This window comes from Mesorhizobium sp. B2-4-7, assembly GCF_006442685.1.
In the GTDB taxonomy this organism is placed as follows: Bacteria; Pseudomonadota; Alphaproteobacteria; order Rhizobiales; family Rhizobiaceae; genus Mesorhizobium.
The window spans coordinates 148,699-172,822 of the sequence record NZ_VFVH01000002.1 but is presented as its reverse complement, the minus strand read 5'-3'; the positions used below and the strand labels follow the sequence as shown (position 1 = coordinate 172,822).

Sequence of the window (24,124 nt, the reverse complement as noted above, 5' to 3'; positions counted from 1 at the left end):
TCCAGCTCGGCGCTTGCCGATAGCGATTCAACCACTGAACCGCTCTACGCACTCACGCTCTGCGCCACCGCTCCCAGCGGTCGGCATGAATTGCGGATCATCAACCGGCCCTTGAGCACCAGCTTGCGCGGCGGCGCGTCGCGATTTCCGGCAAGGCGGTCGAGCAGCAAATTGGCCGCCTGTTCGCCGATCGCCTGCACCGGCTGTGCCACCGTGGTCAGTTGCGGGACAAACACGTCCGACCACGGAAAATCGTCGAAACAGGCGATCGAAACATCTTCCGGGCAGGACAGGCCGATATCGCGGATCGCCTTCATGGTGCCGATCACCATCGGATTGTTGGCGGAGAAGATCGCGCTCGGCCTGTCGTGCAGCGACAACAGCTGCATGGCCGCGTTATAGCCGTCGATCTCGTGAAAATTGCCGGAACGTACCAGCTCCTCGGCGACCGGCAGGCCGGCTGCCTGAAGCGCTTCGCGATATCCGGCCATGCGATCATGCATCGGTGAGATATCCGACGTTCCGGTGATGTAGCCGATGCGCCGGTGCCCGAGATGTATCAGGTAGGTGATGGCGTCGAACACGGCGCGCTGGTTGTCGAGCACCACGGCATCCGTGTCGACACCGTCGCAGATGCGGTCAAGCAGGACGACCGGCACGTTGGCGTCGTCGACGATGCGCTTGAGGATCGTCCCATCGCCGACGCGCGCCACGATCAGCCCGTCGACCATACGGTCGAGCAGCAGCCTGATCTGGTCGTCCTGGGTGTTGAGGTCCTCGTCCGTGCAGCACAGCATGACCGCATAGCCGGCGCGGTCGAAGGCCTGCTGGATGACTGACACGACATCGGTGAAGAACGGATTGGTGATGTGCGGGACAGTCAATCCGATGGTGCGCGTGGTGCCCATTTTCAGGCTGCGGGCGATCGCATTGCGCTTGTAGCCGATATCGCGGATCGCCTGCTCGATGCGCTGGCTGAGCTCCGGGCTGACGGTCGCCGTGCCGTTGATCAGCGCCGAAACCGTGGCGACCGACACGCGCGCCGCTTCGGCCACGTGAAGCATGGTCGGCGCCGTCGATTTTCGCTGCCTTGTCTGCCTTGACCTTGCCATTTTCGAAACGTTTCGCCGCCTCTCTAGCATCATACCTACGGAATATCGCGGTTTTTCGCAAGAATTGAAATGAGCCAATCTCACGTGACCAGATAGAAGCTTGACAGGATCGAAACGTTTAGAATAGCGTTCATGAGGTCAGACGACGACGGAAGGGAGGCCGCCTTTGTCATGGAGCACGGAAATTCCATCGCGCGTCGGGATGTTGCGGCGGATCGTTCGGAGGTCGTCCTAAGCGCTGAGCACGTATCCAAGAGCTTCGGCGGCATTGCCGCCTTGGTCGACGTCGGTTTCGAGCTGCGGCGCGGCGAAGTCCATGCCTTGATGGGTGAGAACGGCGCCGGCAAGTCGACGCTGATGAAGATCCTTTCCGGTGTCTACACGGGTTATGAAGGCACGGTTCGCGTCGACGGCGTAGCCGCGAGTTTCGCCGGCGTGCGCGACGCCGAGGCCGCCGGCATTGCCATCATCCACCAGGAGCTCAACCTGGTTCCCGAACTCAGCGTCGCCGACAACATCTTTCTCGGACGCGAGAAGCTGATCGCCGGGCTGATCGTCGATCGCAAGGCGAGCAGCCGCGCCGCCAGCGCCCTTCTGCAGCGGCTGGGCATCGAGCTCGACCCGGAAGCCCGTGTCGGCACCTTGCGCGTCGGCGAACAGCAACTGGTCGAGATCGCCAAGGCGCTGTCGATGTCGGCGCGCATCCTGATCATGGACGAGCCGACTTCGGCGCTCTCTCCAGCCGAATGCCAGAGGCTGTTCCGCATCATCCGCCAGCTTGCCGACAGCGGCGTCGCCATCGTCTACATCTCGCACCGCATCGACGAGGTCATGCACCTGGCGGGCAGGGTCACGGTGTTTCGCGACGGACGCCACGTGCTGACGCGGCCGATGGGCGAGCTCGACGAGAACGCCATCATTTCGGCAATGGTCGGGCGAGACCTGCTGGCCTCCTCGGAAGAGGAGCGCCGTTCCGGCGGCGAAATCGTGCTTTCCGTCGAGAACCTGTCGCTGACGAAACCCGACGCCCATGGCTGGCGCACCGTGATCGACGGAGTCAGCTTCGAACTCGCCGAAGGCGAGATCCTTGGCATTGGCGGGCTGCTGGGTTCAGGGCGCACCGAAATCCTGGAGGCGATCTTCGGCTCGAGCGATGGCCGCACCGGCGGCGAGATCCGGCTCGACGGCGCGCCGGTCGAGATCCGCTCGCCGCGCGATGCCAGGCGCCTCGGCATTGCGCTGGTGACCGAGGACCGCAAGACCCAAGGCCTGCATCTCCAGGCTTCCATTACAGACAACGTCGCATTGCCGCTGGTCGGATCGCTGGCGCGCTTCGGCATCCGTTCGCTGGCCGGCGAACAGGAGCTGGCGCGCCACGCGGTCCGGGCGCTCGGCATACGCTGCGAGGACATCGACCAGCCAGCCGGCACATTGTCGGGCGGCAACCAGCAGAAGGTCGTCATCGGCAAATGGCTGGCGACACGGCCGCGCGTGCTTCTTCTCGACGAGCCGACGCGCGGCATCGACGTCGGCGCCAAGCGCGAGATCTACGATCTCATCTTCAAGCTTGCGCGCGACGGGCTGGCTATTGCCGTCATCAGCTCCGAATTGCCGGAACTGCTGTACCTCTCCGACCGCATTCTGGTGATGGCCGATGGCCGCCAGACCGGCATCCTTTCCCGCGATGCGGCGAGCGAGGAGGCCATCATGCGTCTCGCCGCGCCGCGCCGCACGATTTCGAGACCTGCCGCATGACCGCCTTGAAACTCCTGTCCCGCACCAAGCTCTATTGGGGCCTCATCGCCATCTTCCTGATCGGCGTGCTGGGCTCGCCGGTCAGCTCCAAGGGCAACAACATCTTCCTGTCCTACGGCAATCTGCTCGACGTGCTGCGCCAGGTGTCGACCACCGGCCTGATCGCCACCGGCATGACGGCGGTGATCATCACCGGCGGCATCGATCTTTCGGTCGGCTCGCTGATGGCAATCTGTTCGGTGGTCTGCGCCATGCTGCTGACGGTTCCGGGCGTGACGCCGGGAGTGGTGCTTGGCGTGCCCACCGTCGCCGTGGTGGCGCTCTGTCTCGGCTTCATCGTCACCCGCTTCATTTTCCTCAATCTTGAAAAGTCGCGCGCCGGCGCCGATGCCTCGCGCGACGCAAGGCTGGACCGCGCCCGCGGCCTGGTCACGCCGGCAATCGTCGGCGTGGTCCTGTGCTGTCTTTCCCTGTGGTACCTGCTGCCGCAGGTCGAGCCCAAATTCGGCGTCCTCGGCGTGCTGCTGGTCGCGCCATGCGTGGGCCTGCTGTTCGGTGCGCTCAACGGCTTCATCATCGTTGCCGGGCGGCTGCAGCCCTTCATCGTCACCCTGGCGATGATGGTGACGGCGTTGGGCATCGCCCGGCTGACCGCCGGCCAGAACAATGCTGTGCTGCCGGTCTATACCGGCTCGAACGCCACCGAGGATTTCGAGCTGCTGCGCTCGATGGTGTTCGGCGTCATTCCGATGCCCGGCCTGTTCTTCCTCGGCGCCATCCTGATCTATGGCGCGGTGCTGCGCTTCACGCCGTTCGGCCGCTATGTCTACGCCATCGGCGGCAATGAGGAGGCGGCCAGGCTTTCCGGCATCGCCGCCGGCCGGGTCAAGATCGTCACCTACGCCGTTTCGGGCCTGCTCGCCGGCATTGCCGCGGTGCTCTATGTCGCGCAGTACCGGCAAGGCAAGCCCGATGCCGGCGCCGGCCTGGAGCTCGACGCCATCGCCGCCGTGGTCATCGGCGGCACCAGCCTGATGGGTGGGCGCGGCAGCCTCATGGGGACATTCTGCGGCGTGCTGATCTTCGGGCTGCTGTCCAACATATTGCAGCTCCACAACATCAATTCGAACCTTCAGCTGGTGCTGAAGGGGATGATCATCATCGGCACAGTGCTCGTGCAGGAGCGCAATGCCGGTGATCTCCTAGCCTATCTGCGCCTGCCCGGAGCGGCGCACAAGGAAACGGCCGCGGCAAAACGGCCGTCGCAAGAGACCCGGTCTCTCAATCTCGGAGGAAACAAGAAATGAAACGACGTGACACGCTGAAGCTTGCCGCCCTTGGCGCGGCATTGCTGACCACCACCGCGCTGCTCTCCACCGGCCACGCCATGGCCCAGGACAAGAAGTGGAAGATCGGCTTCTCGCAGGTGACGACCATCGAGCCTTGGCGCGCGCAGTTCAACAAGGACATACCGGCCGAGGCCGCCAAGCACCCCGAGGTCGAGCTGATCATCACCGACGGCGAGGACAAGACCGAGAAGCAGGTTGCCGATGTCGAGAACCTGATCCGCCAGGAGGTCGATGCGCTCTTGGTGTCGCCGAAGGAATCGGCCGGCCTGACCGGGGTCGTGCAGCAGGCGATCGACGCCAAGATCCCGGTCTTCGTGCTCGACCGCAATGTCGACACCAAGGACTACACCCAGTTCGTCGGCGGCGACAACAAGCTGATCGGCCGCGCGGCCGGCGAATATGCCGTCGAGCTGCTCGGCGGCAAGGGCAAGGCATCGGGCAATGTCGTCGAGATCTGGGGCGGCATGGGCACCCAGCCGGCGCATGACCGCCATGACGGCTTCCATGAGTTCACCGACAAGGAGCCGGGCATCAAGTACCTGCTCGACCAGCAGTCGGGCGACTGGAAGCAGGACCAGGCCTATAATCTGATGGCCAACGCGCTGAAGAGCAACGAGAAGATCGATCTCGTCTACGGCCACAACGACCCGATGGCCTATGGCGCCTATCTTGCCGCCAAGGATGTCGGCCGCGAGAAGGACATCAAGTTCATCGGCATCGACGGCCTGCCCAACGAAGGCGTGCAGATGGTGAACAAGGGCGAGCTGACGGCGACCTTCACCTATGTCACCCCGGGCGCCGAGGGCCTTCGGCAGGCGATCAAGTTCCTCAATGGCGAGAAGGTCGAAAAGACCATCACCTTGCCGACGCAGAAGATCACCAAGGAAAACGCCGCCCAGGTGCTGAAGGACAACGGCCTCTGAGATTTCGCCGGAGATAAGCGCCGGCCCAAGGTCCAGGTTCTTCGTCCCAGGACAGCTTGGCGCCCACCTCTCCCCCGTCGATCGGGGGAGAGGTGTCGAGCGAAGCTCGACGGAGTGGGAGTCGACCCTTGGCGCGGTGCAGGAAGGTTCTTGCGCCCTGGTCCCCTTTCAATATCCGTCGGCGGCGGTGGCCAGGTGGTTCCCGTCCGGAGGGAGAGGAAAGGACCTCGTCGCCGGCCTACGCCAATTTCGCCAGCAGCTTCATGAAGGTGGCGATCTCCCTGGCCGTGAGCGGTGCCAAGGTTTCCTCGGTAATCTCGCGCGCCAGCGGGATCAGGCGTTCGATCGCCTCGCGCCCTTCGGCGGTCAAATTGACCAGCAGCCGCCGCTTGTCGCCCTCGTGCTTGGAGAGCTCGACAAGGCCGCGCGCCTTCAGCCTGTCGATCACGCCCTTCACCGTCGCCGCATCCATGGCGATCAGCGTGCCGAGCTGGTTCTGCGAAGTCTCGCCGACATCGCGCAGCTTGGCCAATGCCGCGAATTGCGGTGGCGTCAGGTCGCCGATATGGGCAGCGAAGATCGAGACGTGGCGCTGATGCGCCTTGCGCAGGATGAAGCCGACCTGCTCCTGCAGGTGGTAGTCCTGATCGTCCGCCTCCTCGACCTCGACCAGCTTCAGCAGATTGTCCTCGCCGCTCACCGCAGCCCGTCCCATGCCTTGATGTCGTCGGCGGCCAGGCCGCCCATGCGATTGTGCACGCGCGGACCGCAGGTCATGGCGAGGCAGAACAGGATCTCGTCGGGACGCGGTCCGTCGCTGACGCCGACTTCCATCGCATCGAAATGGCTGCGCACATAGGCGGCGTTGATGTGGCCGAGAGGCACATCCAGCCGCGAGCCGAAGGCGCCGACCTTCTTGGCCGACGGCACGATCGCCTTGGCGTCGCCGAGCCGCTCGCGCATGGCGTAGCCGCCCGGCACATGCCAAAGCGCGCCATGCTCGAGTTCGCCCGAGATGCCGACGAGGGCGCCTTTGCCATAGCCGTCGATCTGCTTCACGTCGCCACCCAATGCCGCGATCAGCCGGTCGGCAAGCAGCAGGCCAAGCGGCTTCAGATCGTCCATGGCGCTCTGCAACTCCTCGACATAGCGCCCGGCGAACGGGTTCTTCACCAGCGCCATGGCGGCGGCACGGCGGCGCGGCACCTTGGGCGCCGGCCCGCCCTCATGAAAGATCTCTTCGGTCAGCACCACGATCTTGCGGAGCGGAAACTCAGGCATGGGCAACTTCCTTCCCTGGACTTTTGTCGGGCGCGGCAAGCGCCATGGAGCCCTCGATGCGGGTCTTGCCGGCGAGGAACAGCGCCGACGCGGCGATCAGTCCCCTGCGGCGGAAATCTTCGGCGACGGCAAGTCCCCTGTCCAGCGCCGTGGCAATCTCTGTGGCAGAAAGCGGCCCGACCTCTTGCGTCACCAGCCTGTCGCCAAGGTCGTTGTCCGGCGCCAGATCACGCGCGGGCACACGCCGAATAGCGGGATGGTTGGCCAAGTCGACGGCATTGGCGATCAGGGTCGCCGCGGCATCGGCCTCTGCGCCGGTCCTCGCCAGCACGGTGACGGCGTCGGCGATGCCCAGGGAAAACGAGCGCCCGCGCCAGCCACTGGTGGCAACGCCTTGCACGCCGTCCTCGGCGCTGATGACGATGCGGTCGGCAAGGCCATGGCCGGTGCCGGCAATGGCAAGAGTGATCGACTGGCCGGCACCGAGATGAAGCGCGCTGTCGCCACCGTTGTTGACATAGGCGCGATCGAGTTTTCGCCCAGCAATGAGTGCGGCAAGTATTTCGTCGGCTACCGAACCGGCGACGGCTGCCATCGGCGTGATGAAGTCGTCCGCCAATGGGGTAACTGCCGCTTCCATGCGCCGCGCCGTCGAGCCGGCGAAGGCGCGCGGGCGCAACGTGGCCGGCCGGCGCAACTCGGGCAATTCCTCCACCAGTTCCGGCAGGATGGTCTGGAATCGCGCCACGGCCTGCTCATAAGCTCGCCGGCATTCGCCTGGTGTCCCAAAGGCCTCGACGATCAGGTCGATCGGCCCGTGATTGAGGTGTAGCCGCCTGCCATCCCCGAGCCAATGCGCTTGCGGGCCGTTCATCGTCACGCGGCCCCGTTCGCGGGCGTGCGCCGCAACTGCGCCAGCGGCGGCCATGGATTGCCGGCCGGCGCACCGCCGCCCCGGCGCGCGTTCAGGTACTCGCCGCCTTTGGCGACGACATCCTCGACGCTGCGGATCTCGGCTTCGTAGCCGCCGAGCCTGATATAGTCGTCGCGGAGCAGCGTGAATTCGATCGGCGCCACCAGCGCCGGCGTCGGCACATAGCCGAAGGCGCCTTCCGGCACACGCGTCACATCCACCATCAGCGTGATGCCGCCGCCCGGCCAGACATAGACCGGCGCGCCGCCGACCGTCACATAGGTAGTCAGGCCCTGTACGGAACGCGTCAGGTTGACGGGATTCTCGGTGACGCCGGCGCGCAGCGAACCGCCGGCGCCGCCGATGAACAGCACGGTGCACAGCGCCGGTTCGCAATTGTCCTCGATCAGCCTGACCGACTTTTGCAACCGTTCCGGGAACGGCTTTTTGACAGGCTTCAACTGGTCGTCGAGTTCGTAATAGGCGAACTGCTCGCCGGTGGTCGAAACCATCAGCAGCGACAGGCCGGGCCGCGCGCCCTTCTTGGCATTCCATTCGCCCAGGATCGACAGCGGGTCGGATATGCTGGTGCCGCCCCAGCCGAGGCCGGGCTCGGAGACCTTGAAATAGCGCCCAGGCGTCGAGCGGCGGCCGATGATCTTTATCCCCGTGTCCTGCCAGCCCAGCACCTTGCCGGCCTGATGCTCGGAGATGACGCCGGTGATGTGGTCGTCGACCACCACCACCTCGTCGACCAAGCCGCGCCATTGGGTGGCGAACATGCCGATGGTCGCCGACCCGCAGCCGACCCGCATGCGGTGCTCCTGCTTGCCGTCGATGACAGGCGGTTTGCCGGCTTCGACTGTTATCGTGGCTCCGCCGTCGATGCTCAGTTCTACTGGCTTGCGGTTGCACAGATCGAGCAGCGCATCGCAGGTGGCGCGGCCTTCGGCCTTGGAGCCGCCGGTCAGATGATGCACGCCGCCCAGCGACAGCATCTGCGAGCCATATTCGCCTGTCGTGACATGACCGATCGCCTCGCCTTGCGACCGCACGACAGCCGTTTCGGGTCCGATATGACGGTCGGTGTCGATCTTCACCTTGACGCCGCAATAGGAGAAGATGCCCTCCGTGACGACGGTGACGAGATCGACGCCCTCGACCTGCTGGCTGACGATGAAGGGCGCCGGCTTGTAGTCGGGATAGGTGGTTCCTGCCCCGATCGCCGTGACGAAGCGGCGGCCGGTGTTGACCAGTTCGCCGTCCCAGGCCTCGCCCTCGGCGACGAAGGGCACGACAGCGCCGCCGATCTCGGCGGTATGATCGAGAATGGTCAGCGGGTCCATGCGCACGATCCGGCCGCCGGCATTGCCGTAGCGGTCGCAAGCGCCGGTGCGGCCATCTGATATGTAGCACATCACAGGGCAGGCATCGCAGCGGATCTTCTCCGCCATCAGCTTCTCGCCGGGATCATGGGTTTCGAAGCGTTCGGCAAGCTCGCTCATCGGCATGCCTCCTTCTCGCGGATGGCGGCGCGGATGCGCGTCGGCGTTGCCGGAACTTTTGTGACCAGCACACCAGTGGCATGGCGGATGGCGTTGAGGATCGCCGGCGCCGTCGGGATCAGCACATGTTCGCCCAGGCCCTTGGCGCCGAACGGCCCCTCCGGGTCTGGCACCTCGATCAATATCGTCTCGATCGGCGGCACGTCGCCGATGGTCGGAATGAGATAATCGTGCAGATTCTCGGTGCGGCCGGGAATAAACTCTTCCATCAGCGCCATGCCGATGCCTTGCGCGATGCCGCCCTCGATCTGGCCCTCGGCCAGCAGAGGGTTGATCGCCTTGCCGACATCGTGCGCGGCTGTGATCTTGACCAGTTTGACCGTGCCGAGCTTGAGGTCGACCTCGAGCTCGGCGATCTGCGCGCCGTAACCATAGACCGCATAGGGCTTGCCCTGGCCTTTGCCGTCGAGCGGCAAGGTCGGCGGGTCGTAAGTCTCCTCGGCGCGGAAGACGAAGCCGTGGATATCCGCTTCGAGTGTGCCAAGATGGACGCGGCGGATCGCTTCGCCCTCGCATATGATAATCGTCGGCCCGTCGAGTTGAAGCGACGCCTTTTGCGAGACATTGGCAAAACGCAGGATCTCATCACGCAAGGCACGGCCGGCCTTCTCGGCCGCCTTGCCGGTGACGAAGGTCTGGCGCGAGGCCGAGGTCTTGCCGGCATCGGGAGTGATCGCGGTGTCGGCGCCTTTCAGCCGGAACTTTTCCAGGGGCAGGCCGAGCGCGTCGGCGCAGATCTGCGTGACGACGGTGTTGGAGCCCTGGCCGATGTCGACGGCGCCCTGGTGCAGGATGATCTCGCCTGACGCCGCAATGCCGACCCGGATGGTCGATGGATTGGGCAGCGAGGTGTTGCCGCAGCCATACCAGCAGGAGGCGATGCCGACGCCGCGCTTTTTATCCACGTTGGCACCGTTGAAGGCGTCCGCGTCAGCCACTGCACGCGCCCAATGCGGCCGCAGGGCATCGAGGCATTCGGCGATGCCGACTCCGGACTCCAGAAGCTGTCCGGTAACTGTTTCGGATCCGTTACGAAGGCAGTTTCTCAAGCGGAAGTCGAGCCGGTCGATGCCGAGCTTGCCGGCCAGCTCGTCGTACAAGGTCTCCTGCATGATGGTCGCTTGCGGCACGCCGAAGCCGCGGAAAGCGCCGGAAATCGGCCCATGTGTATGGATGGCGCGGCCTTCGGCGCGGTAGTTCGGGGTCGCGTAGGGACCTGAGGCATGCACCGGCACACGGTTGGCCACGGTCGGTCCCCAGCTCGCGTACGCCCCGGTGTTGAAATCGCCTGAGAAAATCATGCCGGTGACATGGCCCTCGGCATCGGCGCCGATGGTCGCTTTCATCTGCGCCGGGTGGCGCTTGGTGGTCGACATCATCGATTCATTGCGCGTGTAGGCAAGCGCCGCCGGCCGCCCGGTCCTCATCGCCACCAGGCCGACCAGCGGTTGCAGGGACACGTCGAGTTTGGAACCAAAACCGCCGCCCGTCGCGGTCGGCACGATGCGCACCTTGTCGACGGGCAGGCCCAGCACCTTCGCCGTGTCGTCGCGGTCCATATAGGGCGCCTGCGTGCAGGCGACGACGACCAGCGTGTCGCCATCCATATAGGCATGGCCGGCTTCCGGCTCGATATAGGCATGCTCGACATAGGACGTCTCGATCGCACCGGTCACGGTGACAGCGGCATCGGCAAGCGCCGTCTCGGGATCGCCGCGTTCGACGAAGCCCTTGGTCAGAAGGTTGGCCGGGCGGTTCACATGGATCAGCGCCGCTCCTTCGGCCTGTGCCTCGCAAGGCTGCAACAGGTGTGGCAATTCGGTCCAGCGGATCGGGAAATCCGACAGGTCGAGATCGAGCATCGCCTCGCGCTCGCCGGCAACAAGCGCCACCGCCTCGCCGCGAAACCGCGCCAAGCCTTCGGCGAGAGCCGGCTGGTCGGCAAACGGACCGATGACGCCGAAACAGTTCTTTCCCGGGATATCGGCCGCCGTGAAGACGCCGGCGATGCCGGGACGAGCTTTTGCCCAGCCGTCGAGGTCGCCGAAGGCGAAGCTGGCATGGTAGTGCGGCGAGCGGATTACCAGCACCGCCAGCGCATCGGCCGGGAACGAATCGCTGCCGAATTTCTCACCGCCGGTCACCTTCGGCACGCCATCGAGCCGGATCGGGGAGGAACCAATGGCGTGACCGGACCGAGGCAGACGGAAATCCAGGCTTGCAGCCTGGGCGGAGGCATCCATCACAGCAGCGACGATCTTCCGGTACCCGGTGCAACGGCAGAGGACACCACCAAGCGCGTCCTGCACTTCGATCTCGCTCGGCCTGGCTTTCTTCTCCAGCAGGGCCGTCGCCGCCACCAGCAGGCCCGGCGTGCAGATGCCGCACTGCGCCGCACCATGCGCCAGGAAGGAGGCCTGTAGTGCCGACAGCCGGCCATTGGCGAGCCCTTCAACCGTCGTTACCGACGCTCCGGCGGCCGACGCCGCCGGCATCAGGCAGGCGCAGACCGGATCGCCATCGACCAGCACCGTGCAGGCGCCGCAGTCGCCGGCGTCGCAGCCGACCTTGGTCCCGGTCAGCAGCAATTCGTCGCGCAGCACCGAGGACAGCCGGCGCAGCGGCGGCACGTTGACCGAGACGGCGGCGCCATTGACCGCGAAGGTAATCTCGGCGCGTGCGAGGCCGGGCTGACCTGCGTCACTGTCGGAAAGGGCTCCGCCGGGTCGACCTTGGCTGATGTCAGGCTGTGCTTTGTTCATGCCGCCGCCGTCCTGTCACCATTCACCGGCCCCGCAGCCGCCAGCACGGCGCGGACAACGATTTCGCGCGCTGCGTCCTGCCGGTATTCGGCGCTGCCGCGCACGTCGCCGATCGGCGACAGCTCTTCCATCGGCGCGGCGAGGACCGCTGTGGCCAGCCCATGATCCGCCGCCAGTCCGCGCAGGGCCGCCTCGACCCCGCCGAGCCGCTTTGCAACAGCCGAGCAGGAACCGACGGCGACCGCCGCTTGCTCGACGATGCCGTCCTGCACGACCAGGCGTGCCCCCACCATGGCGATCGAGATGATGAGATAGCGCCGCGCGCCGAGCTTGACGAAAGCCGACATACCCGCGCCGGCCGCTTTCGGCACGCGGATGGCGGTTACCATCTCGCCGGGCCGCAGGTCCGTGCGGCGATTGCCGAGGATGAATTCCCGGAGCGGCAGGTGGCGCACCGCTTGCGCCGAGCGCAGTTCTATCTCGGCGTCGAGCACCAGCAGCGCCGGCACGCCATCCGCGGCCGGCGAAGCGTTGCAGAGATTGCCGGCGATCGAGGCGACATTCTGGATCTGAACGGACCCGACCTCCCGCGCGGCCGCTTTCAGCGCATCGAAGGCCGGCGGCAAGGGATGGCGAACGATATCGGTCCAGCTGGTGCGCGCCCCGATCTGCCAGTGCGTTTCCGTTTCCGCAATGCCGCGCAGCGCGGCCAGCCCGTTGATGTCGAGCACATTGTCGCGGAAAGGCTTGTTGCCTTGCGCCGGGTAGAAGTCGGTGCCGCCGGCAAGGATGCGCCACGAAGCTTCGCCAAGCAGGGCGAGCGCCTCGTCGACCGTGGTGGGTTTCGCGTAACGGATCACGCTTTGCCTTCCCAGAAAAAGGGCCTTTCCGAGGGAACTTGCCGGCGTCCGGGCCCGGCTTAAATTCATTCGTATGCAAATGATATCAAGTCGGCGGAAATTGTCAAAGCCGGAGTTTGCGCAGCACCCGCACGGCTGCCGCCGCCACGCATTTGTTCTCCGCAAAATCTAGGTGCTGGGGCGCCCTTTGCGCGTTCGGGGTTGCGCCCGGCGCTCTAATGGTTGACGCGGCCCGCCATCTGGTCAAGTTTCTCCCTCCGGTCGCGCCAGCGGCTTTCTTTCGCCGGGATCCCCCTGGGAGCCCGCGCCCGATACCGACAGGAAGGAACCCCATGGCCGAAGAAGCGCTTGTCGTCATCGACCTGCAGAACGACTTTTGCCCTGGCGGCGCGTTGGCTGTGACCGGCGGCGACGAGATCGTGCCGCTGGTCAACGACCTGATCCGGCGAACCGATCATGTCGTGCTGACGCAGGACTGGCATCCAGCCGGCCATTCGAGCTTTGCCTCAAGCCATCCAGGCGCCCAGCCTTTTGAAACCATCGAGATGCCATACGGCCAGCAGACATTGTGGCCGGACCATTGTATCCAGGGCAGCCTCGGCTCGGATTTTCACTCGGGTCTTGCCTGGACCAAGGCCGAGCTCGTCATCCGCAAGGGATTTCGGCCTGATATCGACAGCTATTCGGCCTTCTTCGAGAACGACCACACGACGCCGACCGGCCTTGCCGGCTATCTCAGGGAGCGCGGCATCGACACTCTGACCCTGGTCGGCCTGGCGACCGATTTCTGCGTCGCCTTCTCGGCGCTCGACGCGGTCAAGCAGGGGTTCAGGACCACTGTCAGGCTCGATGCCTGCCGCGGGATCGACCTCAACGGTTCGGTCGAGACGATGCTGGCGAGGATGCGCCAAGCAGGCGTGACGCTCGAAGACCACGCGGCGGACTAATCGCATCGTGGGGGAAAAGAGGGGGTTCATACCGGTAGCGACGGCTTTGATGGCAAGCGCCGTGGTGGCTGTCGCGATGCTGTTGCCGGGAACGGCCTTCGCCGCGGAAGAGCACGGCCTGCCAGGCCGGACGATGTCGCTGTGGTGGGCACTGCCCTTTGCCGGGCTGTTGCTGTCGATCGCCACGGGACCGCTGCTTTTCAACCATGTCTGGGAGCATCATTACGGCAAGATTGCTGCATTTTGGGCGGCTCTCGTGGTGGTGCCGCTCGCATCGGCCTTCGGCACGACGGTGGCGACGGAAGCGGTGCTGCATGCGCTGCTCACCGAATACATGTCGTTCATCATTCTCCTGTTCGCGCTGTTCACCATTTCGGGCGGCATTCTCGTGGCCGGCAACATCCACGGCACGCCATTGGTCAATGCCGGGCTGCTGCTCATCGGCGCCCTGCTCGCTTCCGTCATCGGCACTACCGGCGCTTCGATGATCCTTATCCGGCCGCTCATCCGCGCCAATGACAACCGGCCGTTCAACGCCCATGTCATCATCTTCTTCATCTTCCTGGTGTCCAACATCGGCGGTTCGCTGACGCCGCTCGGCGACCCGCCGCTGTTCGTCGGCTTCCTGCGCGGCGTCGATTTCTTCTGGACCACCGCCAACCTCTGGCGCGAGACCCTGTTCGTCAGCGTCGTCGTGCTCGCCGTCTTCCTGGCGATCGACACCACGCTGCATCGCCGCGAAATGGGCGCGCCAAAGATCAAGGACCCGACGCCGGACACGAAAGTGCGCATCCGCGGCCTGCCCAACCTGCCGCTGCTGGCCGGCGTGATCGGCGCGATCCTGCTTTCGGCCACATGGAAGCCCGGCATCGGTCTTTCCATTCAGGGGGTGGACCTCGAGTTGCAGAACCTTGTGCGCGATGTCGTCATCCTGGCGCTTGCCTTCGTTTCGCTGGCCGTCTCGCGCAAGGAGTATCGGCAGGCGAACGGTTTCAACTGGGGGCCGATCGCGGAAGTGGCGAAACTGTTCGCCGGCATCTTCGTCTGCATCGTGCCCGTCGTCGCCATCCTGAGGGCCGGCCACGAAGGCGCGCTGGCGCCGCTGGTCGCGCTCGTCACGTCAGCGCAAGGCATGCCCAACGATCTCGCCTATTTCTGGCTGACCGGAGCGCTGTCGTCCTTCCTGGATAACGCTCCGACCTACCTGGTGTTCTTCGAGCTGGCCGGCGGCGCTCCCCGGCATCTGATGACGGAGCTCGCTTCGACCTTGGCGGCGATCTCGGCGGGTGCGGTGTTCATGGGCGCCAACACCTATATCGGCAACGCGCCGAACTTCATGGTCTACGCCATTGCCCGGCACCGCGGCGTGAACATGCCGGGTTTTTTCGGCTACATGGCATGGTCGGGCGCGGTGCTGATCCCGACGTTTTTGATCGCCGGGTTTTTGTTCTTTGGATAAGCCCACGATGGCGCCAAGCGGTTGACGCGGAACGGCTACTAGGGGAGATAGTGCTCAGCCTACGCCGACATAGCGCCTGACCGCCGACGGGTCGGCGCGCAACGCCTCGACATCGACCGTCTCGCGGTTGCGGCCGTTCTCGATGAAGGCGACGCGGTCGGCTACCGACAGCACGGCGTCGACCCGCTGCTCCACCAGGATGGTGGAAACGCCCAGTTCGCGCAGCTTCGCCACCGTTTCGCGGATTTTTGCGATCATCGACGGCATCAGCCCTTCGGTCGGCTCGTCGAGCAGTAGCACCTGCGGTTCCAGGCAGAGCGCGCGTGCCATGGCCAGCATCTGCTGCTCGCCGCCCGACAAGGTGCCCGAGCGCTGCCTGAGCCGCTGGCGCAGCAGCGGGAACAGGTTGAGCACGTTTTCGCGCACGGCCTTCCCCTTGCCGCGCGCCATCAGCCCGATCTCGATGTTCTCCGCCACCGTCATTTCGGCGAACAGCCGCCTGCCTTGCGGCACATAGGCAATGCCGGCTTTGGGCACCTCGTGGGCGGCCAGGCCGGTCAATTCCTGGCCTGCGAGGCTGATCGAACCGGCACTCGCCCGGACCAGTCCCATGATGGCTTTCAGCGTCGTCGTCTTGCCGGCGCCGTTGCGGCCGAACAGGCACAGCACCTCGCCCTTGTTCAGCACCAGGTCGAGCCCATAGAGCACCTGGATCTCGCCATAGAAGCAGTCCAGTCCCGCGATCCGCAACGCTTGCGTCTTGCTCGTCTCGGTCATGGGGCGGTCCCCAGATAGGCTTCCTGCACCGCCGCATTTTCGCGGATCGCCTCCGGCGTGCCCTCTGCCAGGATCTTGCCGGCGTTGAAAACGGTGATGCGGTCGGCAAGCTGCATGACGACAGGCATGTTGTGCTCGATCAGGAGCACGGTGGCGTCGCTGGCGATCTCGCGCACCAGGGCGATGAAATTGTCGATCTCGCTGTCGGCGAGCCCCTGCGTCGGCTCGTCGAGGATCAGCAGGCGCGGCTTCAGCGCCAGGCCCATCGCCACCTCCAGCAGGCGCTGGTGGCCATAGGACAATTGACCGGCCGGCATATGGGCGCGGTCGGCCAGCCCAGTGCGTGCGAGCGCCGACATGACAGCGGCCTGTATCGCGCTCTTGGAATGGCCATGCCGTAGCGTCAGTTGCACTGGCAGCGCGACGTTGGCGTAAACGGACAGGTTGGCATAGATGCTGGTGATCTGGAACGTGTAGGCAATGCCTTGGCGGACCCTGACATAGGCCGGCAGGCCGGTGATGTCGGAGCCGTCGAAAACGATCGATCCGGACGAGGGCGGGATTCGGCCGCTGATCAGGCTGACGAAAGTGGTCTTCCCGGCACCGTTGGGGCCGATGACGGCGCGGATTTCGCCCGGCACCAAGGTGAAATCGACGCTGTCGACGGCGCGCAGGCCGCCGAAATTGCGCGACAGGCCTTTGGTGGTCAGAAGCGGCGTCATGGCAGCCATCCGAGCCAGCGCTGCCGGATGCTGCCCAGAATGCCTTTCGGGAAGAACAGCACCAGCAGGATCAACGCGACGCCGACGATCAACAGGTAGGCGGAGGTGAAGCCGCTGGTGACGTCGATGACATAGTACATGAACAGCGTGCCGATCAGCGGTCCGAGCGTGGTGGCGGCGCCGCCGAGCAGCACCCACAGCAGCGGCAGGATCGAGTACTGTACCGAGGCGAAGCTCGAGCCGACATAGCCGAACAGCAGCGCATAGGCAGCGCCCGACGCCGCGCAGATGGCGCCGGAGACGACCACGGCGGCGAGCTTGTTGGAGAAGGTGTCGTACCCCAGCATTTTCGTCCGTTCCTCGTTCTCGCGGATGGCGACCAGCACGCGGCCGCATCGGGAGCGGACGACGGCCAGCGTGACCAGAAGCACGAGCGAGAACAGCGCCAGCGCGCTCATGTAGCGCACCGTCGGATTGGTGAGATCGAGCGATGTCGCGCCGAAATTCAGGACGCGTGCCGGCTGCGGCACCACCATGCCCTGGTCGCCGCCGGTCCACGCGGCAAAATAGAGGATGAGGAGGTAAAAGACCTGCGCGAACATCATGGTGACGATCATGAAGGCGACACCCGTAGTGCGCAGCGCCAGCAGCCCGATTACCAGTGCCAGCACCGCGCCGCAGGCGATACCGCTCAACAAAGCCGCCGGCACGCTCCAGCCAAGCTGGATGACGGCAAGGCCGGCGCCGTAGAGGCCGGCGGCAAAGAACATGGCATGACCGAGACTGAGCAGGCCGACATAGCCGAACAGCATGTTGTAGCCCATGGCGAAGACCGCCAGCACCATGATGCGGGCGACGAGGCCGTGATGATAGTCCGGCAGCACGAAGCTCAGGACAAAAAGCAGCGCGATAACGCCGAGATGCAAGCCGTAGGCTTTTGCCGGCGAGGTCTCGCTCATCGCGTCGCCGTCCCGAACAGGCCCTGCGGCCGGAACACCAGCACCATGGCGACCAGCAGCGTGGCGATGATCTTGGCCAGCGTCGGCGAGAAGAACATCGAGATGATACCGTCGGACAGGCCGATCAGCACGGCGGCGATGACGGTTCCGCGCAGCGAACCGAGGCCGCCGATGATGACGACGATGAAGGAAAGCAGCAGCGGGTCCTGCCCCATCAGATAATGCGCCTGGCTGATCGGCACGATCAGCACCGCCGCAATGGCCGCGAGCATGGCGCCGAGCGCGAAGACGCCGCCATAGACACGATCGACAGGGATGCCGAAGGCCTGTGCCGTCTCGCTGTCATACTGCGTGGCACGCATGACGAGGCCGACCCTGGTGCGCGTCAGCACCAGCCATGTCACCACGAGCAGAAGGACGGATGCCGCGATGATCGACAGCTTGTAGCCCGAATAGCCGAACCACGGCAGAAGGATGCGATAGCTGAAGGGCGGCTCTACCGGGCGCGCTTCCGGACCATAGAAGGTCAGCGCCAGCTGCTGGATGATGTAGAGCATGCCGATGGTGGCGACGATGGTGGCTTCCGGATTGTAGTTCAGCCGGCGCAGCACCAGCCGCTCGGCCACCAGTGCAAGGGCGCCGACGACCAGCGGTGCGATGATAAGTGCCGCCAGGAACCCGAGCGCCGGATGGCCTCCGATCGCAGTCGTGATCGCCCAGGCGAGCACGGCGCCCAGCATGAAGAACTCGCCATGCGCGACGTTGACCACGCGCATCACGCCGAACACCAGCGACAGGCCGAGCGCGGTCAGCGCCAGCACGGCGGATGTGACGAGCCCTTCGAGGGCGGCAAGGAGGAGGTGGGGTCCGAAATGCATGGGTTAGGCACTCACCGATAGCGCAATCGCGCCCCTTGAGGGGGGTGAGAAGTGGTCCGCGCAGCGGACGGAAAGCCAATTGCTTGGCTTTCCGAACGACGAACGCCCGGAGCGACAGCGAAGGGCCGGGTCCGGCAGGACAGAGGGGGGTGGCTTGGCGCTCACGCTTGCTGTTGAGCCGGCCTACAACGCCTGCGTCGTATAATCCCCCTCGGCCTCGTAAAGCCCGTCCTCGATCTTGGTCTTGTGCACCACCTTGAGCTTGCCGCCTTCGACCTTGGAGATGTTCTGGATGCCGAAGCACTGGTGGATCTTGCCGTTGAAGGTCTTTGGCCCTTGCGGATGCTCCGGGCCTTCGGCGAATTCGGTCAGCGCCTCGGTCGCCTCGACCAGCTTGGCGCGGTCTTCCGGGCCCTTGTAGCCGGCGTCTTCCATCGCCTTCTTGACGACGTAGAGCGTCTCCCAGCAGCCGAACATATGCGCGGCGGTGGAGACATCCTTGGGGTCGCCGACGGCCGCGCCATTGTCGTCGATGCCGACGGCGGCGCGATAGGCCTTCTGCGCCTCGGAATCGTCCGTCTGGGCATAACGTGGCGAGCCTTCCCAGAAATGGCTGCCGTCCAGGAATTCGAGCCCGGGGCTGTTGATGTCGACGGCTTCGAGCGAATCGATGAAGCCGAACAGCTGCGGCCGGTTGGAGCCGTAGAACTCGCCAAGCTCCTTGACGAAGGTGAGCACCGCCGGGCCGACCATGACGTGGTAGATCACCTCGGTCTCGGCAGGGATCTGCGGGAAGTATTTGGTGAAGGAGCTCTCCGTCGGTGGAATGGCGATTTGCGCGATGACCTCTGCGCCTTGCGCCTTCAACGCCGGCGGGAGGTAGTCGCGGTGGTCGTAGCCGAAAGCAAAATCGGGGAAGATCTGTGTCACCTTCTTGCCGGCATTGGCCGCGATCCACGGCGCCATCGACTGGATCTGGCTCTTCACGTCGGTGATGCCGGGCTGGAAGACATAGCGGTTGAGCTTGGTCGAGGCGACATGGTGGCCTTCGCTGACGACGAAATAGGGCATCTTGGCTTCGCCGGCGGCGGGTGCCGAGCCGATGACGACATGCGAGAACAAGGTGCCGAAGACGATGTCGGTCTTGTGCTGGGTGGCGAACTTGCCAACCACCTCGGCACCCCGGCCGGGATCGGTGCCGTCATCCTCGATGATGACCTCGACCGGCCGGCCATTGATGCCGCCGGCCGCGTTGATCGCCTTGACCGCCGCGGCCGTGGTCTTCTCGTACCAGCGGCCATAGGCGGCGCCGATGCCGGTTCGGTGCGACTGGAAGCCGATCTTGACCGGGGCGGAGCTTTGCGCCTGGGAGTAGCGGACGAAACCGGGCGCGACCGCCAGGCCGGCGCCGGCGGCCAGACCCTTCAGCGCGGTGCGGCGGGTGAGACCGGCCTTGGAGAGATCGAAAAACCCATTCTTGTCAGTCACGGCAGTTCCCCTGTTTTTGAGTTTTGACCAATGGCTGGAACGTAGCAGACCGCTTCCTGCGGACGGCCGAAATTGCATGTGTACAAACTAAATCACCAAAGTCCGGACACGGCAATGCCGTTTCCCCAAGGGGATCCCGGTTTATTTCCACCGCGTCTAGCCAACGGTCGGCGTGGCGAGCAGCCAGAGGCCGAAGACGGTGTAGGCGATCATCAGCAAGGTGAGCGGAAACTGGCTGAGCGCGGCGCGGGCGGGAACCGGATGCAGGCGTGCGGCGAAGCCGTGGGCGACGAGCACAGCAAGCAGATGACCGAGAATGATGGCACCGGCCTGGATGTTCCACAGCCACCATGCCGAGCCCGCGCCGGCGACGATGCCGGCTTCGATCTGCATGTCGGCGGTGCCGAAAAGGTTCCAGCCGAACGCAAACGGATCGGACAGTGCCGCAAGCGCATACTGGCCGTCGACCAGCAGCGCCGTCAGGTAGTGCGCGATGTGGTAGGCGAGCGCGATCGGCACGATCGACCAGACCAGCAGTCCCGTCGCCTCGCCAAGCCTGTGGCCTTCGCCGGCGAGCTTCTGGCCGACGACCACGGCAAGCAGGAAGACCGCCGCAAGCAGCATGAATGTCAGGACGAGGCCGAAACTGCCGCTGCCGATCACCGCCGTGCGGCCGGGGAATTCAAGCGGATTGATGCCGAACAGGCCCAGCCAGAAGAAGGTCTTCGACAGGCCGTCATAGGAAACCGAGGACAGGGCGAGCAGCAGGAAGGCCACGCCGCTTGCCGGCAAAGGCGCGGCGGTCAGCAGCTTGGCGCCCGGCCAGCATAGCGCAAGCCGGCCGCGTTCGTCGCGCACGAGCGGCGCGAAGCGTGCCACCATCGAGAAGAAGACGGTGAGGAATTCGCCGCTGCGGGCCCACGCCCCATAACCGAACGACAGCATCGCCAGCAAGGTGAACAACCAGTAGAGGCCGGCGGCCCGGGCGAGCCGTGTCGGATCGTCGGACGCCGGATCGATGAGCTCGAACCAGGCAAAAGCGAAGAACAGGATAACAGCCAGCCAGCAGCCGAGCCATGATGGAAGGCGCCTGGCCGCTTCATCACCCCTGCCGGCCAGGCGAGACAGGAGACGCACCGGCCCGTACCAGGGATTAAGCCAGGACCAGAGGTCGCCGAGGAAACCTTGCAGCAGCGTGAAGCCGGCCCACAGCAGTGTCCAGATCACCAGAGGCAGCGGGTTGGAGAGCGGATCGCGGCTGCCGAGAAAACCCGCGGCAATGAGACATGCAAAGCCGGCAAAGGATATCAGGCTGGCAGCGGTGCGGGCATCATCACCCAGTGTGAACAGTGGCAGGCGCCGCCGCCAGAAACGATCGAGCCGATGCGCCGGCAGCAGCGCCAGCACGAGGAAGCTTGCGGCCACGGCGAAAGCGCCGCCGATCAGGTAATAGCCGGTCGGCAGGAGCAGGACGTGGCCGCGGTCCGAGGCGTGGGCGAAGGCTGGGGTGGGTGAGAGGAGCAATAGAGCGATAGGCAAAAATGCTAATGACCGACGACGGCACTCTACGGCGCCCCCCTCTGTCCTGCCGGACATCTCCCCCTCAAGGGGGGAGATTGGCGGTTTCTCTGTCGGCGCTTCCCTTGCAACGCCGGAGGTTCGCGAAGACGAAGATGACAGCATGATCTCCCCCCTTGAGGGGGAGATGTCCGGCAGGACAGAGGGGGGCGCCAAGGAACTCAGCCTATCCGACTTTGCCGTCTCGTATGGCGATGCCGGAAGCACCGGTCGTGCCCTCACACCTTGACCAACTGCTCCACCCGGTCCTTTTCACCGAAGATGCGCAGATACCGCTCGATCTCCTTGAGGTCACCCGTCGCCTTGGCTGGATTATCCGAGAGCTTCACGGCCGGCCGGCCGTTGGCCTCGGTGACCTTGCAGACCAGCGATATGGCGTCGAGGCTGTCGGTCGCCGTAGGCGCACAGCCCTCGAAATCATTGGTCAGGTTCGTGCCCCAGCCGAAGGACATGCGCACCTTGCCCTTGAAGTGGCGGTAGGTCTCCTCGATGGTCTCGACCTCGAGCCCGTCGGAGAAGATCAGCAGCTTCTGCCTGGGGTCCTTGCCCTTCTCGCGCCACCAGGACAGGATCTTCTCGCCGCCCTCGATCGGTGGCGCGCTGTCGGGGCGAAAGCCGGTCCAGTCGGCCACCCAGTCCGGCGCGTCGCGCAGGAAGGAAGCCGTACCGAAGGCGTCGGGCAGCACGATCAGCAAATTGCCGCCATAGTAGCGCTGCCAATCCTGCAGCACCTTGTAGGGCGCCTGTTTCAATTCCTTTTCCGAATTGGCCAGCGCCCCAAGCACCATCGGCAGTTCATGCGCGTTGGTGCCCAGCGCCTCGAGGTCGTTGTCCATGGCCAGAAGCACGTTGGAGGTGCCGGTGAAAGCCTCGCCGATGCCTTCCTTCAGCGCTTCCACGCACCAGCGCTGCCACAGGAAGGAATGGCGCCGGCGCGTGCCGAAGTCGGAAATACGGATGCCGGGCAGCGCCTTCAGCCGTTCGGTCTTGGCCCACATCTTGGCCTTGGCGCGGGCGTAGAGCACGTCGAGCGTGAAAGGCCCGAACGACCGCAAGGCGGCGCGCGAGCGCAATTCGTTGATGATGGCGAGTGCGGGAATCTCCCACAGCGTGGTGTACATCCACGGGCCGCTGAAGGAGAGTTCATACTGCCCGCCGCGCCTGGAAAGCTCGTACTCGGGCAACCGGAAATTCTCCAGCCAGGCCAGGAATTCCGGCTCGAAGATCTGCTTGCGGCCATAGAAATTGTTGCCCCCCAGCCAGATCATCTCCTTCTTGGAGAAGCGCAAGGTGCGGGCGTGGTCAAGCTGTTCGCGCAACTCGCCCTCGTCGATCTCCTCGGCCAGCCGCACCGAAGTGGTGCGGTTGATCAGCGAAAAGGTGGCGTCGACCTTGGGGTACATCCCCCAGATCATCTGCAGCATCAGAAGCTTGTAGAAATCCGTGTCCAGCAGGCTGCGCACGATCGGGTCGAGCTTCCAGGTATGGTTGTAGACGCGCCGCGCAATATCGGTCCTGGCCATGTCTCGTTACCGCCTTCGCTGCCTGCCGCCCATGATCGCGACAGGCCTCATAGCATCGAATTGGCAAAAGCGCTGCCCGGTTTCAGGCTGGCCCGACAAAAAGAAAGACCTGCGGCAGCCAACCCGTCCGAACGCAATTGATTTTTCCAAAGCGCTACCGGACACTCCGGAGAAACAGACAGGAGAAAACCGACATGGGTTATGACAGCGGCAAGCTCGACGCGTTGCGCCGCAAATATGGCGAGAGCCATGGCGGCGAGATGTTCGACCCGAAGTTCCGCAAGGTCGCCGACAAGATATTCTCCAAGTCAGGCACGCGGCTGGCGCCCTATTCCGGTATCCCCACCTTCCTCGCCGCACCCTATCGCGAAATATCGGCCGACAACCCGGATTTCGGCGATTTGCAGGTGGCGATAACAGGCGTGCCGATGGATCTCGGCGTCACCAACCGGCCGGGCTCCCGCTTCGGGCCGCGGGCGCTGCGCGCCATCGAGCGCATCGGCCCCTACAATCACGTGCTGGAATGCGCACCGACGCATGAGCTCAGGGTCGCCGACATCGGCGACGTGCCGTTCCAGAGCCGCTACCGACTCGAGACCTGCCATGAGGACATCGAGCGCCGCACCAACCAGATCGTCGATGCCGGCGTCATTCCATTGTCGGTCGGCGGCGACCATTCGATCAGCCATCCGATCCTGAAGGCCGTCGGCAAGAAGGCCCCGGTCGGCCTCATCCACATCGACGCCCATTGCGATACAAGCGGCTTGTTCGACATGACCAAGTTCCACCATGGCGGCCCGTTCCGCAACGCGGTGCTCGATGGCGTGCTCGACCCGACGCGCACCATCCAGATCGGCATCCGCGGCTCGGCCGAATATCTGTGGGAGTTCACCTACGAATCCGGCATGACCGTGATCCATGCCGAGGAGGTGACCGGCCTCGGTATCCCCGCCATTATCGAGAAGGCGCGCAGAATAGTCGGCGACGGACCGACCTATGTCTCCTTCGACATCGACAGCGTCGATCCGGCCTTCGCGCCGGGCACCGGCACGCCGGAAGTCGGCGGCCTGACGACTCGGGAAGTGCTCGAACTGCTGCGCGGCCTCAAAGGCCTCAACATCGTCGGCGGCGACGTGGTCGAGGTGGCGCCGCAATATGATGCGACCACCAACACCGCGCATGCCGGCGCCCAGGTGCTGTTCGAAATACTGAGCCTGATGGTGTTCAGCCCGGCGCTCAAAAACAGCTGACGCCGACAATGACGGAAAGGCCA

General features: G+C 64.8%; 20 protein-coding genes. 6 read left to right on the top strand and 14 right to left on the bottom strand.

The window, feature by feature from the left end:
• Positions 1–44: 44 nt before the first annotated feature.
• A complete protein-coding gene (locus FJ946_RS07485; RefSeq protein ID WP_140491411.1) occupies positions 45–1,064 on the bottom strand; it encodes a LacI family DNA-binding transcriptional regulator in 1,020 nt (339 codons plus the stop codon).
• Between the two features lie 219 nt (positions 1,065–1,283).
• Between FJ946_RS07485 and FJ946_RS07480 the strand changes: the two genes are divergently transcribed.
• From FJ946_RS07480 to FJ946_RS07470, 3 genes are read left to right on the top strand one after another with little or no spacing between them, the layout of a single operon-like run.
• A complete protein-coding gene (locus tag FJ946_RS07480; protein WP_140524437.1) occupies positions 1,284–2,867 on the top strand; it encodes a sugar ABC transporter ATP-binding protein in 1,584 nt (527 codons plus the stop codon).
• Positions 2,864–4,174, top strand: a complete 1,311-nt coding sequence (locus FJ946_RS07475; RefSeq protein WP_140563639.1) for an ABC transporter permease — start codon at positions 2,864–2,866, stop codon at positions 4,172–4,174. Before FJ946_RS07480 ends, FJ946_RS07475 begins: the two co-directional genes overlap by 4 nt.
• Positions 4,171–5,139, top strand: a complete 969-nt coding sequence (locus tag FJ946_RS07470) for a substrate-binding domain-containing protein (RefSeq protein WP_140563637.1) — start codon at positions 4,171–4,173, stop codon at positions 5,137–5,139. The genes FJ946_RS07475 and FJ946_RS07470 overlap by 4 nt, the downstream gene beginning before the upstream one ends.
• 238 nt (positions 5,140–5,377) lie before the next feature.
• Here the strand turns inward: FJ946_RS07470 and FJ946_RS07465 are convergent, their stop codons facing one another.
• The 6 genes from FJ946_RS07465 to FJ946_RS07440 are packed head-to-tail and all read right to left on the bottom strand — an operon-like array spanning position 5,378 to position 12,520.
• Complete coding sequence (locus FJ946_RS07465) at positions 5,378–5,839, bottom strand: MarR family transcriptional regulator (protein ID WP_140493433.1); 462 nt, start codon at positions 5,837–5,839, stop codon at positions 5,378–5,380.
• Positions 5,836–6,420, bottom strand: coding sequence for an amino acid synthesis family protein (locus FJ946_RS07460; protein ID WP_140563635.1), 585 nt, complete (start codon positions 6,418–6,420; stop codon positions 5,836–5,838). Before FJ946_RS07460 ends, FJ946_RS07465 begins: the two co-directional genes overlap by 4 nt.
• On the bottom strand, positions 6,413–7,294 hold the full coding sequence (locus tag FJ946_RS07455; protein ID WP_140563633.1) for a UPF0280 family protein: 882 nt from the start codon (positions 7,292–7,294) through the stop codon (positions 6,413–6,415). Before FJ946_RS07455 ends, FJ946_RS07460 begins: the two co-directional genes overlap by 8 nt.
• Positions 7,295–7,296: 2 nt before the next feature.
• On the bottom strand, positions 7,297–8,838 hold the full coding sequence (locus tag FJ946_RS07450) for a 6-hydroxynicotinate reductase (protein ID WP_140563631.1): 1,542 nt from the start codon (positions 8,836–8,838) through the stop codon (positions 7,297–7,299).
• Complete coding sequence (locus tag FJ946_RS07445) at positions 8,835–11,660, bottom strand: molybdopterin-dependent oxidoreductase (RefSeq protein ID WP_140563629.1); 2,826 nt, start codon at positions 11,658–11,660, stop codon at positions 8,835–8,837. Before FJ946_RS07445 ends, FJ946_RS07450 begins: the two co-directional genes overlap by 4 nt.
• Complete coding sequence (locus FJ946_RS07440; RefSeq protein WP_140563627.1) at positions 11,657–12,520, bottom strand: xanthine dehydrogenase family protein subunit M; 864 nt, start codon at positions 12,518–12,520, stop codon at positions 11,657–11,659. Before FJ946_RS07440 ends, FJ946_RS07445 begins: the two co-directional genes overlap by 4 nt.
• A 332-nt stretch (positions 12,521–12,852) precedes the next feature.
• On the opposite strand from FJ946_RS07440, the gene pncA reads away from it, so the two are divergent.
• The gene (gene pncA / locus FJ946_RS07435) at positions 12,853–13,467 is read left to right on the top strand and encodes a bifunctional nicotinamidase/pyrazinamidase (protein WP_140514339.1); all 615 of its coding nucleotides are present in this window, start codon (positions 12,853–12,855) and stop codon (positions 13,465–13,467) included.
• A gap of 49 nt (positions 13,468–13,516) precedes the next feature.
• A complete protein-coding gene (locus FJ946_RS07430) occupies positions 13,517–14,926 on the top strand; it encodes a sodium:proton antiporter (RefSeq protein WP_140559048.1) in 1,410 nt (469 codons plus the stop codon).
• A 54-nt stretch (positions 14,927–14,980) separates the two neighbouring features.
• Here the strand turns inward: FJ946_RS07430 and FJ946_RS07425 are convergent, their stop codons facing one another.
• From FJ946_RS07425 to pncB, 7 genes are all read right to left on the bottom strand, one after another.
• Entirely contained in the window at positions 14,981–15,703 is a 723-nt protein-coding gene (locus FJ946_RS07425) for an ABC transporter ATP-binding protein (protein WP_140514341.1), read from the bottom strand.
• Positions 15,700–16,425, bottom strand: coding sequence for an ABC transporter ATP-binding protein (locus FJ946_RS07420; protein WP_140514343.1), 726 nt, complete (start codon positions 16,423–16,425; stop codon positions 15,700–15,702). The genes FJ946_RS07425 and FJ946_RS07420 overlap by 4 nt, the downstream gene beginning before the upstream one ends.
• Positions 16,422–17,384 carry a branched-chain amino acid ABC transporter permease gene (locus FJ946_RS07415; RefSeq protein WP_140563625.1) on the bottom strand — a complete coding sequence of 321 codons (963 nt, stop codon included), beginning with the start codon at positions 17,382–17,384 and terminating at the stop codon, positions 16,422–16,424. Before FJ946_RS07415 ends, FJ946_RS07420 begins: the two co-directional genes overlap by 4 nt.
• Entirely contained in the window at positions 17,381–18,262 is an 882-nt protein-coding gene (locus tag FJ946_RS07410) for a branched-chain amino acid ABC transporter permease (protein ID WP_140491384.1), read from the bottom strand. Before FJ946_RS07410 ends, FJ946_RS07415 begins: the two co-directional genes overlap by 4 nt.
• 183 nt (positions 18,263–18,445) lie before the next feature.
• Positions 18,446–19,750, bottom strand: coding sequence for an ABC transporter substrate-binding protein (locus tag FJ946_RS07405; RefSeq protein WP_140563623.1), 1,305 nt, complete (start codon positions 19,748–19,750; stop codon positions 18,446–18,448).
• A 156-nt stretch (positions 19,751–19,906) separates the two neighbouring features.
• Entirely contained in the window at positions 19,907–21,346 is a 1,440-nt protein-coding gene (locus FJ946_RS07400; protein WP_140563621.1) for a hypothetical protein, read from the bottom strand.
• 200 nt (positions 21,347–21,546) lie between these two features.
• Entirely contained in the window at positions 21,547–22,851 is a 1,305-nt protein-coding gene (gene pncB / locus FJ946_RS07390; RefSeq protein ID WP_140563619.1) for a nicotinate phosphoribosyltransferase, read from the bottom strand.
• A 194-nt stretch (positions 22,852–23,045) separates the two neighbouring features.
• Between pncB and speB the strand changes: the two genes are divergently transcribed.
• Positions 23,046–24,101 carry an agmatinase gene (speB, locus tag FJ946_RS07385; protein ID WP_140491375.1) on the top strand — a complete coding sequence of 352 codons (1,056 nt, stop codon included), beginning with the start codon at positions 23,046–23,048 and terminating at the stop codon, positions 24,099–24,101.
• The last annotated feature ends 23 nt before the right edge of the window (positions 24,102–24,124 follow it).

Excerpts from the sequence above, each read along its gene's own strand:
- FJ946_RS07485 (WP_140491411.1), bottom strand. The coding sequence starts at position 1,064 with ATGCTTCACGTGGCCGAAGCGGCGCGCGTGTCGGTCGCCACGGTTTCG.
- FJ946_RS07480 (WP_140524437.1), top strand. The coding sequence starts at position 1,284 with ATGGAGCACGGAAATTCCATCGCGCGTCGGGATGTTGCGGCGGATCGT.
- FJ946_RS07475 (WP_140563639.1), top strand. The coding sequence starts at position 2,864 with ATGACCGCCTTGAAACTCCTGTCCCGCACCAAGCTCTATTGGGGCCTC.
- FJ946_RS07470 (WP_140563637.1), top strand. The coding sequence starts at position 4,171 with ATGAAACGACGTGACACGCTGAAGCTTGCCGCCCTTGGCGCGGCATTG.
- FJ946_RS07460 (WP_140563635.1), bottom strand. The coding sequence starts at position 6,420 with ATGCCTGAGTTTCCGCTCCGCAAGATCGTGGTGCTGACCGAAGAGATC.
- FJ946_RS07455 (WP_140563633.1), bottom strand. The coding sequence starts at position 7,294 with ATGAACGGCCCGCAAGCGCATTGGCTCGGGGATGGCAGGCGGCTACAC.
- FJ946_RS07450 (WP_140563631.1), bottom strand. The coding sequence starts at position 8,838 with ATGAGCGAGCTTGCCGAACGCTTCGAAACCCATGATCCCGGCGAGAAG.
- FJ946_RS07445 (WP_140563629.1), bottom strand. The coding sequence starts at position 11,660 with ATGAACAAAGCACAGCCTGACATCAGCCAAGGTCGACCCGGCGGAGCC.
- pncA (WP_140514339.1), top strand. The coding sequence starts at position 12,853 with ATGGCCGAAGAAGCGCTTGTCGTCATCGACCTGCAGAACGACTTTTGC.
- FJ946_RS07430 (WP_140559048.1), top strand. The coding sequence starts at position 13,517 with ATGGCAAGCGCCGTGGTGGCTGTCGCGATGCTGTTGCCGGGAACGGCC.
- FJ946_RS07425 (WP_140514341.1), bottom strand. The coding sequence starts at position 15,703 with ATGACCGAGACGAGCAAGACGCAAGCGTTGCGGATCGCGGGACTGGAC.
- FJ946_RS07420 (WP_140514343.1), bottom strand. The coding sequence starts at position 16,425 with ATGACGCCGCTTCTGACCACCAAAGGCCTGTCGCGCAATTTCGGCGGC.
- FJ946_RS07415 (WP_140563625.1), bottom strand. The coding sequence starts at position 17,384 with ATGAGCGAGACCTCGCCGGCAAAAGCCTACGGCTTGCATCTCGGCGTT.
- FJ946_RS07410 (WP_140491384.1), bottom strand. The coding sequence starts at position 18,262 with ATGCATTTCGGACCCCACCTCCTCCTTGCCGCCCTCGAAGGGCTCGTC.
- FJ946_RS07400 (WP_140563621.1), bottom strand. The coding sequence starts at position 21,346 with ATGTCCGGCAGGACAGAGGGGGGCGCCGTAGAGTGCCGTCGTCGGTCA.
- pncB (WP_140563619.1), bottom strand. The coding sequence starts at position 22,851 with ATGGCCAGGACCGATATTGCGCGGCGCGTCTACAACCATACCTGGAAG.
- speB (WP_140491375.1), top strand. The coding sequence starts at position 23,046 with ATGGGTTATGACAGCGGCAAGCTCGACGCGTTGCGCCGCAAATATGGC.